Source organism: Pseudomonas sp. TE6283 (genome assembly GCF_054060555.1).
On record NZ_JBSSDH010000020.1, the window covers coordinates 12,859 to 29,009 of the forward strand.

Consider the following 16,151-nt stretch of genomic DNA (forward strand, 5'->3'; position numbering starts at 1 on the left):
CGAATCTGCAAGAAGACTTAACTTGTACAATAATAGTTTTTTGTACAGATAAATCAAATCGTGTATAGGTTTAAGCTCACCTGCAGCTATCAGGTAGATTGCCCAATGAGCCTGATCCCCCATCTCAATCCACCCGCCAACGTGCTGGTCTGCGGCGCCAGCCAGGGCATCGGTCTTGCCCTGTGCTCGCAGCTGCTGGCACGTGATGACGTCGGGCTGCTGCTCGCTGTTTCGCGACAGGCAACCAGCAGCCCTGAGCTGGATGTGCTGGCCCAGACGCATGGCCGCCGTTTGCTTCGCCTCGACTGCGACGCCCGGGATGAACAGGCGCTGCAAGCACTGGCAGATCAGATTCGTGGCTGCTGCGATCAACTGAACCTGGTCATCAGCACCCTCGGTGTGCTGCAAGCGCCGCCGGCGCGGGCCGAGAAGTCGCTGGCGCAACTGGATCTGGCGGGGTTGCAGGCCAGTTTCGCCACCAACGGCTTCGCCCCTGTCCTGCTGCTCAAGCACCTGTTGCCGTTGCTACGCCGGCAGCCCGTCACCTTCGCGGCCCTGTCGGCGCGGGTCGGGTCGATCGGCGACAACCACCTGGGCGGCTGGTACAGCTATCGCGCCAGCAAGGCCGCACTGAACCAGCTGTTGCGCACGGCCAGCATCGAACTCAAGCGGCTCAATCCCGCCTCGACAGTCCTGGCCCTGCACCCTGGGACCACCGATACCCTGCTTTCACGCCCGTTCCAGGGCAATGTGCCCCTCGAAAAGCTGTTCGCGCCAGCGTTTGCCGCCAGTTGCATCCTCGAACTCGTCGGCCAGCACGGGCCGTCAGAGACCGGCACGTTCTGGGCCTGGGATGGCAGCCCCGTTCCCTGGTGATCCGCAGGTCCTCCTCAGGGATGAGGCGCGACGGCGGTGGACACCGGGTCAAGGAAGACCAGTTGCAGCGGCTCTGCCAACAGCTGGTCGGCCTGCTCGGCAAAGCGCTGGAAGTGGGCGGTGGCCAGGTGCGTGTCCAGGGCCTGCTGGTGGTCGAACGCCTCGCGCATGTAGAACGTCCCGGGCTCATCGCTGCGCTCGAAAAGCATGTAGTCGCGGTTGCCGGGTTCCGCCCGGGTCGGCTCGATCAAGGCCAGCAAGGCTGCTTTCAACGACGCTGCCAGGCCTGGCTTGGCCTTGAGGATGGCAAGGGAAACGAGGGGATGGTCTTGTGGGTTCACATCATGCTCCTGGTCAATCGCAAGGGGCCGGATCGACCGGCCCGCCGTTGTCTGTCGGATGGGCTCAGAAACCTTCCAGAACGATCTTGCCGCGCGACTTGCCACTCTCGACCAGCGCATGGGCACGGCGCATGTTGGCGGCATTGATGGCACCGAAATGCTCGCCCAGGGTGGTGCGCAGGATGCCCTGGTCGATCAGCCCGGCCACCCGCTCGAGCAGCTCGTGCTGGCGCACCATGTCGTCGGTCTGGTACAGCGAGCGGGTGAACATCAGCTCCCAGTGCAGCGACAGAGACTTGCGCTTGAGCGGCATGACATCCAGGGTCTGCGGGTCGTCGATCACCCCCAGGCGACCTTGCGGCCTCAGCACCTCGACCAGTTGCGCGAAATGTTGCTCGGTATGGGTGAGGCTGGCGACATGGCTGACCGACTCGATCCCCAGGGCCTGCAGTTGCCCGTGAAGCGGCGCGCTGTGGTCGATGACATGATGGGCGCCCAGTTCGCGCACCCAGTCGGCGGTCTCGGCGCGGGAGGCCGTGCCGATCACCGTCAGGCGGGTCAGTTGCCGGGCCAGTTGCACCAGCATCGAGCCGACACCGCCGGCGGCGCCGACGATCAGCAGGGCATCGCCCTCCCCGCCGCCTTCGACCAAGCCTAAGCGGTCGAACAGCAGTTCCCAGGCGGTGATGGCCGTCAGCGGCAGCGCTGCCGCCTGCGCCGCGCCCAGGCTGCGCGGTTGGTGCCCGACGATACGTTCGTCGACCAGGTGGTATTCGCTGTAGCTGCCGGGCCTGGCGATGGAGCCGGCGTAGTACACCTGGTCGCCTGGCTTGAACAGGGTCACCTGTGGGCCGACTTCGCGGACGATACCGGCCGCGTCCCAGCCAAGTATTTTTGGCTCGGCCGTGAAAGTGCCGGCACGCACCTTGGTGTCGACGGGGTTGACCGACACGGCCTTGACCTCCACCAGAAGGTCCCTGGGACCTGCAATCGGCCTGGGCATGTCGATGTCCTGAAGGGACGCAGGGTCTTCGATGGGCAGGCCGTTCTGGATGTAACCGATCGCTTTCATAGGCACTCGCTGCTGGATATGGTTTGATTCGTGAACCCAGTCTGGCGTGTCCGGTCCTTGGGAAAAACGGGGCGTACCCGTGAACACTTTCATTGCAGGAGTGAAAATGATTCGTCTCGACGACCTGGGCATCTTTGTGCGCAGCGCCGCGCTGGGCAGCTTTACCGCGGCCGCCCATGAAGCCGACCTGCTGCCCGGCCAGGCGGCCGAAGCGGTCAAGCGCCTGGAACGTGAGCTTGATGTACGGCTGTTTGCCCGCACCACGCGCAGCCTGCGCCTGACGGCCGAGGGCGAGCAGTACCTGCCCTCGGCCCTGGCCGCCTTGGAAGCGCTCCGGCAAGGGCGGGACAACCTGCTGCGCGAGAGCGCCCAGCTAAGCGGAACGTTGCAAGTGGCCGCGCCGTCCGACCTGGGGCGCAACGTGCTGTTGCCCTGGCTTACGGCGTTTCGCCGCGAGCACCGGCAGTTGAACCTGCGCCTGTTTCTCTCCGACCAGATCGCCGATCTGTTTCGCGACCCGGTGGATATCGCCATCCGCTACGGCCTGAATGCCGATGCCAACTACATCGCCCTGCCACTGGCGCCGTGGAACCGCAAGGTGCTGGTGGCCTCGCCCGAGTACCTGGCGCGGCAAGGCACGCTGCGCACTCCCGAGGCGCTGCGCGAGCACCAGTGCCTGCTGTACATGCAGCAGGGTCGGGTCTACGACAAGTGGCAACTGGGGACGCAGACCGTGCAGGTGCGTGGCGCCCTGTTCTGCGACGATGCCGATATCGCCCGGCGCTGGGCCGTGGCGGGCGAAGGGATCACCTACAAGTCCTGGCTGGATGTGAGCGACGATGTGCTGGCGGGACGGCTCGTCGTGCTGTTGCAGGATCACCCCGGGCCGACGCTGCCGCTGAGCCTGGTGTGCCCGCACCGCAAGCAGTTGTCGCCTGCGGTGAAACAGCTGCACGCCTGGCTGTCGAGCCGCCTCGCCGCGCTGGAACGCTACTGATCAGACGGCGGCAGCACGCCCTGGATCGCCGATACCACCTGCCGCGTCGCCGCTTCGAGGGTGCCTTCATTACGGCACAAGACCCAGCCGTGATCGGCAACCGCTCGCTCGAAAGCTTGCGTGCACACCACGTGCTCATGCAGTTCATGCATCACGGTACTGCTTAGCCCACGCGAGCGCGCCGCTGCCCTGCTCCACGAGATTTCGGGGTCGGTGACAACACCAACATGCAGGTCCGGCACACGCACGCCGTTTTCGATGTTCAGCCGCAAGATCTCGGCAAACGGCACCAGCCGGCGAAACGCGGCTTCGGACGGGTACCAGCGATCGATCAGGATGATGCTGTCCTTGGGCTGCCTGGCCAGCACATGTTGGGAAATCCAGGCCCGGCTCAGCGCAAGGCGCTCACAGACCTTCATCTCCAGATCCCGGCAAGGGTCCCTGACGAACTGGTTGACCAGGGCCATGGTTTCGCCCCGATAAGGATCGCTTTTCTTCTCGCTGATGCGGATCACCTTCCTGTTGTCCGCCCTCAGCGCCTGGGTGACGGATTCCAGCAGCGTGGTCTTGCCGGTGCCCTTGGGCCCGTCGAGGGAAATGAACAGCGAATGATTCATGCGTCACACAACGGTTGGATTTCCTTCATCGACAGGCATTGGCTTACATCAGGCAGTAGAACTCGCTGAGCTCTGCGACGATCTCCCGGGCGGTATTGTACAGCCTTGCCTCAGGTGTCAGGGCCATGGAGCGGGCTTCGAGCAGATAACGCTGGCCGGCCTGGAAGTGGGCGTAGTCGAGGGTCAGATAGCATTGGCGGACGGTGGTGCCGCCCATCATGCTCAACCCGCCTGCGCCACTCGTTTCGTAGTCGAACCTGACGACCAGTTGATGGCTGCCGGGAGTGACCTGGAAGAAGCGGCCCTCCTCCAGGCGCTGCTTGTCCAGGCGTTCGGCCAGCAGCACGCGGTCGTTGGGGAATGGCAGCGAAAGGTCGACCCAGGCCATCTCGGGGTTGGCAACTGGCATCGGAGCCTGGCAGCCCGGAATGGCGGTAATCAGCAACAGCAGTAGCAGCCGGCGCATGATGGGTAATCCTCTGGGGAATGGTCAAAGAATAGCGCTGGGGGGGGGCAGGCTGTTAATCGTCTGGTTCGAGGCCTGGGATGACGGCTGATGTGAAGGAAGGAATAAAACTCAGGCCCGCCGGGATGAACCCGGACAGGCCTGAGGAAGGGAAAACGGTCGAATGCTACGCGCTACAGACTCTCGTCAAGAAACTTCACCACCGTCCCCATGCACGCCACCCGCTCTTCCACATGAGGCATGTGGCTCGAGTTTTCGAACAGCGCCCAGCGGATCCCGGGGATCAGGTCGAGGTACGGCTTGACCACCAGCGGCGTCGCCTCGTCATAGCGCCCGGAAATCAGCAGGCTTGGCACGTTGATCTGCGGCAGGCGGTCGACGATGGTCCAGTCCTTGGTACTGCCGATGATATGGAACTCGTTTGGTCCGGTCATGGCGTGGTACACGGTCGGGTCGGCATCCACCTGGGCGAAGGTGCGCGCCACCTCTTCCGGCCAGGGTTTGAGACGGCACACATGACGGTCGTAGAACACCCGGGTGGCGGCGATGTAGTCGGCGGCGGTGTAGTCGCCGACGGCCTCGTGGCGTAGCAGGGTGTCCTGGACGTCCTTGGGCAGCTCTTCGCGCAGGCGGTTGGCCTCGCGCACCCAGGTGTGCATGTCCGCCGGCGAGTTGGCGATCACCAGGCAACGCAGGCCCCGCGGCTGGCGCACCGCGTGCTCGCTGGCCAGCATGCCGCCCCAGGACTGCCCCAGCAGCGCGTAGCGCTCGCTGATGCCCAGGTGCTCCAGCAGGTTGTCGAGCTCCTCGAGGAACAGCTTGACCGTCCAGAACGACGCCGGCATGTGTGGCAGGTGGGTCGAGCGGCCATTGCCCAGTTGGTCGTAGTGAATGACCGGGTAGCCACCGGCCGCGACGTCCTTGTAGGCGTCGACATAATCAAAGGTGCAACCTGGGCCACCGTGCAGGATGACCAGCGGGGTGCGGCCGCAATCCAGGTCACCGGTGACGCGGTACCAGGTCTGGTAGTCGCCGAAAGGGGCAAAACCTTCACGCGATTGGGTGAGTTCCATGTCATCCGGCTCCGTGCGAATCATGGTGCACACAATAACCCTACGCGTGGCGCGGCATAACTAGAGAGTTCTCTAGGTTTTCGACCTTTTTTGTTGCTTCATTGGTCCAGCAGACGGTAGTGCACCGCCCGGGCGACCGCCTGGACGCGGTTTTTCGCCCCCAGTTTGTGCATGGCCGAGGTCAGGTGCAGGGAAATCGTCGCCAGCGAGCGGTTGAGCTTCTCGGCAATCTCCCCTGCCGTCAGGCCTTCGGCGGCCCAGCGCAGGCATTCGACCTCGCGGCGGGTCAGGCGGATGACGCGGGTGGCGGACTCCTTGGCCAGCAAGGGATAGGCCGCCTCCTGCAAGGCATGGGCGATCAGGCTGAAATCGCCCAGGTGCTCCCGGGCGTCGTCCAGGTCGCGTTGGCTGGCCTGGGGGCGCAGGCCGGTCAGGGTCGCCAGCCCGCCCCGTGGCAGGTGGATGGGCACGGTCACGCCGCAAGTCAGTTGCGCGTCGTGCAGGTAACCGACCACCGGAGCGTGGCGCTGGTCGATGTGGCGCTGCAGAACGGTCTCGCCCTTGGGCAGGTACGACCAGGCGAAGGGGGCGATGGAGGACACCGCCACCTGCTGCACCGGGTCGATCTGGTAAAAACCCTCGGAACACCACAGGTCCTGCCAGTCCTTCGGGGTCTGGCGCAGCCGGACTACGCTCGGGGTGATCAGCTCGCCGACATGATCCAGCGGCACCGGGCTGTAGTCGTACACCAGGGCATCGAAGCCCAGTTCCGCCGCCAGTTCGGCGACGCTGTCCATCTGCTCATCGAGGCTATCGTCCGACGCCAGACGCGCATTGAGTTCAGCCATCTTGGCCTGCATACCTGACACTCCCTGTGATTCCTTTTGGATTTCCATCTCGAAGTCCGGCACGTAGAATGCCACGGCTTGGCGCGGGACTGCCATACGAAACCTATAGGAAACACTAGCTTGTAGGCGACGAAAACTCCTGCGCTAGTTATAGCTGCAAGCCATGGCCAACAGGAGAGTAGCGATGTGGCGTGAGATGCAACCTGACCAGCAGTTCAACGTATCGGTCGATGGCCACAATCTCGTGGTGTACAGCTTTGGTGAAGGGGACGAGGTGCTGTTGTGCCTCAATGGTGGGCCGGGGCTGCCCTGCGACTACCTGCGCGACGCCCATGCCTGGCTCAAGGACAAGGGTATCCGCGTGGTCGCCTTCGACCAGCTGGGCACCGGCGCCTCCGACCGCCCCGATGACGACAGCCTGTGGAATATCACCCGCTACGTGGCCGAGGTCGAGCAGGTGCGCCAGGCCCTGGACCTGGGCCGTGTGCACATGCTCGGGCATTCCTGGGGCGGCTGGCTGGCGATCGAGTACGCCATTCATCACCCGCAGTCGCTGAAAAGTCTGATTCTCGAGAACACCGTCGGCGACATCCCGCACCTGATCACCGAGCTGGAACGCCTGCGCGGCGCCCTGGGCAGCGAAACGGTGGCGATGATGCAGCGCCACGAGGCCATGGGTACCCTCGACCACCCGCAGTACCAGGCCGCCATCACCCTGCTCAACTACCGCCACGTCTGCCGGCTTGATGAATGGCCGGCGCCGATCCAGCGTTCGCTGGGCGACTGGAACATGGGCCCCTACAGCACCATGCAGGGCCCCAACGAGTTCCTTTATATAGGCAACCTCAAGGATTGGAACCGCCTCGAGCAGATGGGCTCGTTCCGCATGCCGGTGCTGATCACCACCGGCCAGCACGACGAACTGACTCCGGCCTGCGCCATGCGCATGAAGCTGGCGCTGCATGATCGTGCCGAGCTGCATGTGTTCCCCAACAGCAGCCATATGCCGTTCTACGAAGAGCCCCAGGCCTATTTCCCGGTGTTGCTGGATTTCCTGCAACGCAACCGGGGTTGATCGATGAGCCTGGCACGCTACCGGTTCGTCCTCATCCGTCCGCTGCAACTGCTGCCGGTGCTGCTGGGCATCAGCATCATCACCTTCGTGCTGGTGCGCTCGATCCCCGGGGATCCGGCGCGGGTGCTGCTGGGGGCGCGCAGCACCCCGGACGCGATCCAGAAGATCCGCGCCCAGTTCGGCCTCGACGAGCCGATCTGGGTGCAGTACCTGTACTTCCTGAAGAACCTGCTCAATGGCGACCTGGGCAAGTCGCTGCTGTACAAGGTCGACGCCCTGCCGCTGATCGCCAGCCGTATCGAGCCGACCCTGATGCTGGTGCTGGGCAGTGTCGTCCTGGCGCTGCTGATCGCCGTGCCGCTGGCCACCCTCGCCGCCCGCCACAAGGGCGGCTGGGCCGACAACCTGATCCGCCTGTTCACCACCGCCGGCCTCGGCTTGCCGGCTTTCTGGCTGGGCTTGATGCTGATCCTGCTGTTCAGCGTGCACTGGGGGCTGTTCCCGGTGTCCGGCTATGGCCGCACCTGGGCCGACAAGCTGCACCACCTGGTGCTGCCCTGCCTGACCATCGCCCTGGCGCTCTCGGCGGTACTGGTGCGCAACCTGCGCGCCAGCATCCTGCTGGAGATGCAGGCCGACCATGTCACCGCCGCCCGTGCCCGGGGCCTGGGCGAAGGGGCGATCCTGCGCCGGCATGTCCTGCCCAACTCCATGGTGCCGACCATCAACCTGCTGGCGGTCAACATCGGCTGGCTGATCAGCGGCACGGTAGTGATCGAGAGCCTGTTCTCCCTGCCGGGCGTCGGCCAGTTGCTGGTGCGCGGCATCTTTACCCGCGACTACATGGTGGTCCAGGGCGTGGCCATGGTGCTGGCCTGCGCCACGGTGGCGGTGAACTTCCTCGCCGACGTGGCGACCACCGTCCTCGATCCGCGGGTGAAGATCCAATGAGCGCCACCTTCGCCCTGCGCGCACGCCTGGCCTGGAACCTGGGCGATGGCCGCCTGACCCTGTACTGCGGCCTGGCCATCGTCTTCGGCTGGTGCCTGCTGGCGCTGTGCGCGCCGTGGGTCGCGCCGTTCGATCCGCTGCTGCAGAACGGCGACCTGCGCCTGGCCGCGCCCAGCCTGGCGCACCCTTTCGGCACCGACAACTTCGGCCGCGATGTGCTCTCGCGGGTAATCTGGGGCGCCCGCGTCGACCTGCAGATGGCCTTGATCGGGGTGATCTTCCCGTTCCTGCTCGGCACCTGCATCGGCGCGGTGTCCGGTTACGTCGGCGGCTGGCTGGACAACGCCTGCATGCGCCTGATCGACATCGTCCTGGCCTTCCCGTTTCTGGTGCTGATGCTGGCGATCATGGCCATTCTCGGCCCGGGCCTTGGCAGCTTCTATATCGCCATGGCCCTGGTCGGCTGGGTGTCCTATGCGCGGCTGGTGCGCTCGCAGATCCTCGTGCTCAAGCAGAGCGACTTCGCCCTGGCCGCCAGGAGCCTGGGTTTCAGCCACCGGCGCACGCTGTTCGGCCACCTGCTGCCCAACGCGCTGTTCGGCTCGGTGGTGTTCTGCATGTCGGATGCCGTGCTGGTGCTGCTCAACGGCGCCGCCGTCAGCTACCTGGGCCTCGGTGTGCAACCGCCGACCCCGGAATGGGGCACCATGGTCGCCGAGGGGCAGAGCTTCATCACCAGCGCCTGGTGGATCTGCACCTTCCCGGGCCTGGCGGTGGTGACCCTGGCCATGGGCTTCAGCCTGCTGGCCGACGGTGTCGCCGAACGCCTGGGAGACCGCTCATGACCACGCCCCTGCTCCAGGTCTGCGGGCTGAGCGTCATCGCCCGCGCCGGCCAACGGGATATCACCCTGGTCGATCGGCTGTCCTTCGACCTCGGCGAAGGCGAGATCCTCGGCCTGGTGGGCGAAAGCGGCTCGGGCAAGACCCTGGCCTGCCGGGGCCTGATGCGCCTGCTTCCAGCAACGAACCTGCGGGTCGAAGGCCAGGCCGTGCGCCTGGCGGGCCATGACCTGCTGCGGCTGGACGAAGCTGGCATGCGCCGCCTGCGCGGCCGTGAGCTGGGGATGATCTTCCAGAACCCCAGCAGCCACCTGGACCCGCTGATGCGCATCGGCGAGCAGATCGCCGAAGGTATCCGCCTGCACCAGGGCGCGTCTCGCCGCGAGGCCCGGGCCGAGGCCATCGAGGTGCTGCGCCAGGTCGGTATCCCCGACCCGAAGTCCCGGGTCGACAACTATCCCCATGAGTTTTCCGGCGGCATGCGCCAACGGGCGATGATCGCCGTGGCCCTGGGCTGCAACCCCAAGGTGCTGATCGCCGACGAGCCGACCACGGCCCTGGATGTCACCGTGCAGGCGCAGATCCTGCGCCTGCTGCTGGAGCTGCGCGACCGCCGCGGCCTGTCGATGATCCTGATCAGCCACGACCTGGGCGTGGTGGCGCAGACCTGCGACAGCATTGCCGTGATGTACGCCGGGCGCCTCTGCGAGCACGGCGCCAAGCACGAGATGCTGGCCCGGCCCAAGCATCCCTACAGCGCCGGGCTGCTGGCCTGCCATCCTGCCGCGCAGCCTGAGGCATTACGCATGACCACCATCGCCGGGCAGCCACCGCTGCTTGATGACCTGCCGCCAGGCTGCCGTTTCGAATCGCGTTGCCCACAGGCCATGCCGCTCTGCCGGCAACAACTGCCCGAACTGCTGGAATCAAGCCCCGGCCACCGCCTGGCCTGCCATACCCCGCTGCTGGCCGGAGGCCCGTCATGACCACGTTGTTGCAGGTCAAGGACCTGCAGGTGCAGTTCCCCGCCGCCGGCAGCGGCCTGCTCAACCTGCGCCCGCGCAAGGTCAGCGCGGTCAACGGCGCCTCGCTGAACCTCGCAGCCGGCGAAACCCTTGGCCTGGTGGGCGAGTCGGGCTGCGGCAAGAGCACCCTGGCCAGGGCCATCCTCCAGCTCACCCCGAGCTGCGGCGGCCAGGTGCTGTTCGACGGCACCGACATGAACCAGGGCAGCCCGGCGGATATCGCCCGCCTGCGCCACGAGACCGCGATGATCTTCCAGGACCCGTACAGCGCGCTCAACCCACGCCAACGCATCGGCCAGATCCTCGCCGAGGTGCTGCAGGTGCAGCGCAAGGTGCCCGCCGCGCAGATTCCGGCCCGGGTCGGCGAACTGCTTGAACTGGTCGGTCTGCGCGCCGAGCTGGCCGAGCGCCGGCCCGCTTCGCTGAGCGGTGGCCAGTGCCAGCGGGTCGGCATCGCCCGGGCCCTGGCCGTCGAACCCCGGCTGATCGTCGCCGACGAATGCGTCGCCGCGCTGGACGTGTCGATCCAGGGGCAGATCATCAACCTGCTGCTGGAGTTGCGCGAGCGCATGGGCCTGGCGCTGCTGTTCATCACCCACGACCTGGGCGTAGTACGCCGCCTGTGCGACCGGGTGGCGGTGATGTACCTGGGGCAGATCGTCGAGGAAGGCCCGGTGCATGAGGTCTTTACCGCCCCGCGCCACCCCTACACCGCCGCGCTGATCCAGTCCATCGCCGACATCGACCCGGCCCGGCGCCTGCCGCAGGACCCGCTGGCCGGCGAGCCGCCAAGCCCGCTGCACCTGCCCTCCGGCTGCGCCTTCCATCCCCGTTGCCGGCACGCGCTGCCCGGCTGCGCTGAAACCACGCCACCCGAGCATATCCAGGGCGCCCGGCGCCACGCCTGCGTGCATCCGCAACTGCCCTGCTGACATCACCACCATGACCATCAAACGGAGCTTGAGCATGAAACCCGCCGCATTGAAACTTCTCACCGCCGCCATACTGGCCGCCAGCACCCTGGCCAGCGGCATGGCCCAGGCAGCCGGCGTGCTGACCATCGGCTGCCGTGAGGAAAGCACCACCTTCGACCCGATCAAGAGCGCGCAGAACCGCGACAGCTGGGTGTTCGCCAACGTCTATGACGTGCTGATCCGCGTCGACAACAGCGGTACCCAACTAGTACCGGGCCTGGCCGAAAGCTGGAAGGTCTCGGACGACGGCCTGACCTACACCTTCAAGATGCGCAACGCCAAGTTCTCCGACGGCTCGCCGATCACCGCCGAGGACGCCGCCTTCTCCCTGCTGCGCATCCGCGACAACCCAGGTTCGCTCTGGGCCGACTCGTACAAGATCATCGACACCGCCAAGGCCGCCGACCCGCATACCCTGGTGGTGACCCTGCACAGCAAGTCGGTGCCGTTCCTGGCCCAGCTCGCCACGGCCAACATCTCGATCCTGTCGAAAAAGGCCATGGACAAGCTCGGCGAGGAGGAATACGCACAGAACCCGGTGGTGTCCGGGGCTTTCAAACTCAAGGAATGGCTGCGGGGCGACCGGGTGATCCTGGAGAAGAACCCCGAGTTCTGGCAGGCCGACAAGGTCAGCCTGGATGGCGTGGAGTGGATCTCCATCCCGAATGATCGCACGCGCATGATGAAGGTCCAGGCCGGCGAACTCGACTCGGCGATCTTTGTGCCGTTCACCCAGGTGGACGAGTTGCAGAAGGACAAGAAGATCACTATCCATATCGACCCCTCGACCCGTGAAGACCACCTGCTGATCAACCACTCCAAGGGTCTGCTGGGCAAACGGGAAGTGCGTGAGGCGATCGACCTGGCGATCGACAAGAAGGCGCTGGTGGACACGGTCACCTTCGGTCACGGCGAAATGGCCTACTCCTACATTCCCAAGGGTGCGCTCTACCACAACGCCAACAACCCACAGCGCCCGTTCGACCCGGCCAAGGCCCGCGAGCTGCTGAAGAAAGCCGGCGCCGAGGGGATGAAGGTCAACTACGTGGTCAACGCCGGCAACGAGGCCGACGAGCAGATCGCCGTGCTGGTGCAGAAGCAACTGGCCGATGTCGGCATCACTGCCAACCTGCAGAAGGTCGACCCGACCCAGAGCTGGCAGATGCTGGTCGACGGCGACTACGACCTGTCGGTGATGTACTGGACCAACGACGTGCTCGACCCGGACCAGAAGACCACCTTCGTACTGGGCCACGACACCAACATGAACTACATGACCCGCTACCACAACGACAAGGTCAAGGACCTGGTGGCCGCGGCCCGTGTCGAGACCGACCCGGTCAAGCGCAAGCAAATGTATGAGGAGCTGCAGAAACTGGCCAAGCAGGACGTGCACTGGATCGACCTGTACTACAGCCCGTACATCAACATCTCGCGCAGCAATATCCAGAACTTCCTGCAGAACCCGCTTGGGCGTTTCACCCTGGAGGAGACGGTGAAGCTGGAAGCCGGGCAGAAGACCGCGCAGAACTGACGGCGGTTTATCGAGCGCCGCCCTCGCGGCGCTCGATCTCATTTCAAGCCCTTGCCTTGCGCCGCCGCATCCACGCCCAGGCAACCCCCGCCAGCACCACCAACCCCACCGGCAGTACCTGCGCCTTGTACGGCCGCAACGCCGTGCGCACGCTATCGAGCTTCTCGGTCAGGTAGCGCTTGTTGGCCTGGTCGAACCGGGGCTCCTCGCATTGCTTGCCGAAATCCTCCGCCCACTGCACGAACGGCCCCTGCTGGACGTAGCGCCTGTACAGCGCGCTTTCCTGTTCGCTGCCGGGCACCCAGCCGGCCGCGATGCACAGCACTGCGGCGAAGGCCTGGCTGCTGCGTGGCAACTGGTCAGCGGCCTGGTTGGCCAGGTCGGCGGCGACATAGCGGTAGTGGTATCGCTGATCGGGCTTGGCCTCGGTCGCCCGTTGGCGCTGCACCTCGCCAGCAGCCAGGAACGGCCCTGGCTGCACTTCGGCGCGGCCCAGGCTGTAGCTGCCGCCCAACCAGGCGTAGTCGGGCGCCATTTCATAACCGAGGATCTCCATGCCCGCGCTGCGCGCCAGGGTTGCCGCAGCGTACAGCGCCTCGGCGCGGCCAGTGGGCGTCCAGCGCGAGACGGCATCCTGGCGGTGCTGGCCGTAAGCCTTGGCGTCGGCCTGCAATTGCGGCGTGGCGAAGTAGCCGGGCGCTTCGTCGTAGCGTCCTTCGCGCAGCAAGCGTCGCCCCAGCAGCTCGCGCAACCGGGCCGCCACCGGGCGCGGCACATAGCCGCCCTCTTCCACCTTGGGCGCTGGCGGCGCTGGCACATGAGCATCGACATAGCCTTTGAGCTCATCCAGGGTCAACACGCGGTCAGCCACGTTGGCCGTGTCCTGCCAGTAGATTTCCTGACTGCGGTACAGCAGGTCGAAGGCCTGCAGGTAATCGCCGCGCTCCAACGCCAGGATCGCGCCCTCGCCTTCGACCCGGCAGCCGGGTTTAACGCTCTCATAGTCCCAATCGGGTGTCTGTCGCGAGCCCCATGATTCTTCACGTGGGAACGCGGCCGCAGCCTTGGCATAGGCAGCCGCCGCCTGGCCCTTGTCACCGTCGCGCAAGGCAAGCTTGGCGCGCAACCACCAGGCAAGGCCAGTATCGCCAGCCTGCTGCAGATAGCTTCTGGTCGCGGCATAGTTGCCTTGCTGGTAGGTCAACGCGGCCAGGCGGTCGGCGTCTTCGAGCTTGCCGCCGACACTGGCCTGCAGCAGCGCGGGCAGGCGTCGGACCTGGGGCGGCGGCTGGCCATCGTAGTCCCAGCCGACATGGCTGAGCAGGTAGGCGGTGAGCAGCTTGCGCGGCATTGGTTGTGCCAGCAGCGCCTTCAGCTGTTCATCCGGCAGGCTCACCAGTTCGTCGGCAAGCTGTCTGAGCGAGCTGTAGCCGCTGCCCGAGCCCAGGCGGCTCTGGCTGGCATACAACTGGATGGCGCTGTTCCAGTCGCCGGCGAGCTTGGCCAGACGGGCCTCCTCGCCAAGGCTGGCCACCCCAAGCTCCAATGGGTCGCTGAAGCCTTCGGCGCTGAGCGCGCGGGCCTTCTGGAAGGCCTCGCGGGCCTGGGCTTGCAGGGCCTGAGGCGCCTGTTGCGGATCTTCGCCGGCCTCGAAGCTGCGGGCCATCAAGGCCCGCCCCAGCGAGTAGGCCGCCCAGGTGCTGCGCAGCTTGCGTTGTTCGCCAGGCAGGGCCAGCACCTTGGCGAAATAGTCCGCCGCCAGGGCGTGATCGCCGGCATCGAAGGCCACTGCGCCGGCAATGTACAGGCGCAGTTCATCCGCCAGTTCGGCGCCCTGCTCCAGCACTTGTTGCGGATCGTCCAGGGCACGCAGTTGCGCGACCTTCTCGCGCAGCGACTCCGGCAGCTCGCTGGCCTCGATACGGCTGCGCTGCTCACGGTACGGTCGGTCGTTGTCGTCACCGTCCCAGTAAGGAGTCAAGGTCATCTCGGTGGTGGGCTTGAGGCCTGCCAACTGTTCGCCGAGGCGATTGACCTCGAAGCCGAAATTGCCTTCTGGCAGCTCGGCCAGGGTTTGCGCCCGGTCGTCCAGCAGGCGCATCGGGAAGTCCGGGCCACAGGCCAGCGCCGTGCCGACCGGCACGCTCAGGGACAGGCACAGCAAGCGGCGGGTCCAGTCAGGGGTAGACATTCCAGGCTCCTTGTTCGATTCCATGGCAGCGCGCCCAACCAAGGACGCGCCGGCCGCCAGCGGCCACACGCACGCTGGACTGGCGGTTGAAGACGAGGTGTTGCGGGGATTGCTGCAGGCGGTAGCCGTTGAGCCCGTCCGCGGCGTCGCAGGACTCAACGTTCAGTTCCACCCGCGCGGGTGCCGGCAGGTCGAGGTTGCCGACGTTGACCAGGCTGAAGTCGTAGAGCCCGGCCTGCCCGGACAGTTCGAGCCGCCATTGACTGGCGAGCGCGTCGCCGCGCGCCACTGCCGTCAAGGTGGTCAGGCTCCAGGCCCGACGGTCGCCGGGCAACGGCAGGCGGAACCAGATAAGCCCGGCCAGGTGCGCGGGCGGTTTGTCGCGCAGTTGCCTGCCCAGGTCCGCCAGTTGCTGCGGGTCGGCCAGCAGCTCGCGGCGCTCGCCGGCTCGGTTCAACGGGGTTTCGCTTTCCACCAGCGGCGCGCCGCCGGTATCCGCCAGCAACGCGACGCCATAGGCGGGCAAGGCCAGGTAGAACGGCCTGTCGCTGACCCGCCCCCAGCGCTCGGCCCAGGTTTTCGCCTGGTTCGGATCGAACAGGCCTCGCCGCGGATCGCTCACCGCGTGTACCTGCAGCACGCTGCTGTCCACCGCCTGCAACAGCGCCGGCAGGTGTGGGCTGTCGAGCCAGGCGGGCAGCGCGGTGATACTCAGTTTTACGCCCGGTGGAAGTTGCTCACGCAGTTTCAGAAGGAACTGGGTGTAGCCCGGCAGGCGAGCGCTGCCACTGTCGTGGTCGATCTCAAGTCCACTCGGGTTCACGCCAGCCGCCTGCCAGTCGGCCAGCAATTGGGCGATGTGGGTACCGGCCGCCTGTACGTCGAGCGCGGGCAACTGGCCATCAAGACGCACCACGGCGATCACCGGGCGGCCATCGCTCCTGAGCTTGGGCAACTCGACCAGCGCCCTGCTCCAGCCGGCCTTGGGCTGGGCTTGCAAAGCCAGCACACGCAGGGTGGAGAAGTCGGCACGGCTTGCGGCCAAGGCCTGTTCATGGGCCGGCCGCCACTGGCGTTGCCAAATGTACAGTTGCTGGTCGAGGGGCGGTGCAGGTTCGGGCTGGCAGCCGGTGAGCGTTGCGAGAACGGCGGATAGGAACAGACGCCGAAGCGTGGGAGTGGCGGGCATACAATCCTTTGTCTGACGGGTTTGAGCGCCGGGAACAGGTGGGAATTTTACCTCAATGCAAGATCCAGCGGACACCCCTG

At 65.8% G+C, this 16,151-nt stretch carries 16 protein-coding genes; 8 read left to right on the top strand and 8 right to left on the bottom strand.

Annotated features, from left to right (window positions below; translation table 11 throughout):
• The first annotated feature begins 105 nt into the window (after positions 1-105).
• Positions 106-876 carry an SDR family NAD(P)-dependent oxidoreductase gene (locus ACVWZ5_RS21580; RefSeq protein ID WP_280070622.1) on the top strand — a complete coding sequence of 257 codons (771 nt, stop codon included), beginning with the start codon at positions 106-108 and terminating at the stop codon, positions 874-876.
• A gap of 14 nt (positions 877-890) precedes the next feature.
• Here ACVWZ5_RS21580 and ACVWZ5_RS21585 read toward each other — a convergent pair whose 3' ends face one another.
• Together ACVWZ5_RS21585 and ACVWZ5_RS21590 are read right to left on the bottom strand one after the other, a co-directional pair.
• The gene (locus ACVWZ5_RS21585; protein ID WP_062574016.1) at positions 891-1,217 is read right to left on the bottom strand and encodes a putative quinol monooxygenase; all 327 of its coding nucleotides are present in this window, start codon (positions 1,215-1,217) and stop codon (positions 891-893) included.
• A gap of 64 nt (positions 1,218-1,281) precedes the next feature.
• Positions 1,282-2,289: a zinc-binding alcohol dehydrogenase family protein gene (locus ACVWZ5_RS21590; protein ID WP_084942294.1), complete on the bottom strand. Its 1,008-nt coding sequence runs from the start codon at positions 2,287-2,289 to the stop codon at positions 1,282-1,284.
• A 106-nt stretch (positions 2,290-2,395) separates the two neighbouring features.
• On the opposite strand from ACVWZ5_RS21590, the gene ACVWZ5_RS21595 reads away from it, so the two are divergent.
• Positions 2,396-3,286 (top strand): LysR family transcriptional regulator, encoded by an 891-nt coding sequence (locus ACVWZ5_RS21595; RefSeq protein ID WP_280070621.1) that lies wholly within the window; start codon positions 2,396-2,398, stop codon positions 3,284-3,286.
• On the opposite strand, the gene ACVWZ5_RS21600 is transcribed toward ACVWZ5_RS21595, so the two are convergent.
• The 4 genes from ACVWZ5_RS21600 to ACVWZ5_RS21615 all read right to left on the bottom strand — a co-directional run bounded on the left by ACVWZ5_RS21600 (position 3,280) and on the right by ACVWZ5_RS21615 (position 6,302).
• Entirely contained in the window at positions 3,280-3,903 is a 624-nt protein-coding gene (locus tag ACVWZ5_RS21600) for a dTMP kinase (RefSeq protein WP_084942295.1), read from the bottom strand. The genes ACVWZ5_RS21595 and ACVWZ5_RS21600 overlap by 7 nt on opposite strands.
• A 43-nt stretch (positions 3,904-3,946) precedes the next feature.
• The gene (locus ACVWZ5_RS21605) at positions 3,947-4,369 is read right to left on the bottom strand and encodes a PA0061/PA0062 family lipoprotein (RefSeq protein WP_084942296.1); all 423 of its coding nucleotides are present in this window, start codon (positions 4,367-4,369) and stop codon (positions 3,947-3,949) included.
• A 173-nt stretch (positions 4,370-4,542) separates the two neighbouring features.
• On the bottom strand, positions 4,543-5,442 hold the full coding sequence (locus ACVWZ5_RS21610) for a proline iminopeptidase-family hydrolase (protein WP_280070620.1): 900 nt from the start codon (positions 5,440-5,442) through the stop codon (positions 4,543-4,545).
• Positions 5,443-5,540: 98 nt separating this feature from the next.
• Positions 5,541-6,302, bottom strand: a complete 762-nt coding sequence (locus ACVWZ5_RS21615) for a LuxR family transcriptional regulator (RefSeq protein ID WP_062574010.1) — start codon at positions 6,300-6,302, stop codon at positions 5,541-5,543.
• Between the two features lie 172 nt (positions 6,303-6,474).
• On the opposite strand from ACVWZ5_RS21615, the gene ACVWZ5_RS21620 reads away from it, so the two are divergent.
• The 6 genes from ACVWZ5_RS21620 to ACVWZ5_RS21645 are packed head-to-tail and all read left to right on the top strand — an operon-like array spanning position 6,475 to position 12,691.
• A complete protein-coding gene (locus tag ACVWZ5_RS21620; RefSeq protein ID WP_062574009.1) occupies positions 6,475-7,365 on the top strand; it encodes a proline iminopeptidase-family hydrolase in 891 nt (296 codons plus the stop codon).
• A gap of 3 nt (positions 7,366-7,368) precedes the next feature.
• Entirely contained in the window at positions 7,369-8,316 is a 948-nt protein-coding gene (locus ACVWZ5_RS21625) for an ABC transporter permease (protein ID WP_062574008.1), read from the top strand.
• Positions 8,313-9,161, top strand: coding sequence for an ABC transporter permease (locus ACVWZ5_RS21630; protein ID WP_062574007.1), 849 nt, complete (start codon positions 8,313-8,315; stop codon positions 9,159-9,161). The genes ACVWZ5_RS21625 and ACVWZ5_RS21630 overlap by 4 nt, the downstream gene beginning before the upstream one ends.
• On the top strand, positions 9,158-10,144 hold the full coding sequence (locus tag ACVWZ5_RS21635; protein ID WP_280070619.1) for an ABC transporter ATP-binding protein: 987 nt from the start codon (positions 9,158-9,160) through the stop codon (positions 10,142-10,144). The genes ACVWZ5_RS21630 and ACVWZ5_RS21635 overlap by 4 nt, the downstream gene beginning before the upstream one ends.
• Positions 10,141-11,115 (top strand): ABC transporter ATP-binding protein, encoded by a 975-nt coding sequence (locus ACVWZ5_RS21640; RefSeq protein WP_084942297.1) that lies wholly within the window; start codon positions 10,141-10,143, stop codon positions 11,113-11,115. Before ACVWZ5_RS21635 ends, ACVWZ5_RS21640 begins: the two co-directional genes overlap by 4 nt.
• 34 nt (positions 11,116-11,149) lie before the next feature.
• Positions 11,150-12,691, top strand: coding sequence for an ABC transporter substrate-binding protein (locus tag ACVWZ5_RS21645; protein ID WP_280070618.1), 1,542 nt, complete (start codon positions 11,150-11,152; stop codon positions 12,689-12,691).
• A 43-nt stretch (positions 12,692-12,734) separates the two neighbouring features.
• Here the strand turns inward: ACVWZ5_RS21645 and ACVWZ5_RS21650 are convergent, their stop codons facing one another.
• A complete protein-coding gene (locus ACVWZ5_RS21650; protein ID WP_457340838.1) occupies positions 12,735-14,882 on the bottom strand; it encodes a hypothetical protein in 2,148 nt (715 codons plus the stop codon).
• A complete protein-coding gene (locus ACVWZ5_RS21655; protein WP_084942299.1) occupies positions 14,869-16,071 on the bottom strand; it encodes a DUF3142 domain-containing protein in 1,203 nt (400 codons plus the stop codon). The genes ACVWZ5_RS21650 and ACVWZ5_RS21655 overlap by 14 nt, the downstream gene beginning before the upstream one ends.
• Positions 16,072-16,151: the final 80 nt, after the last annotated feature.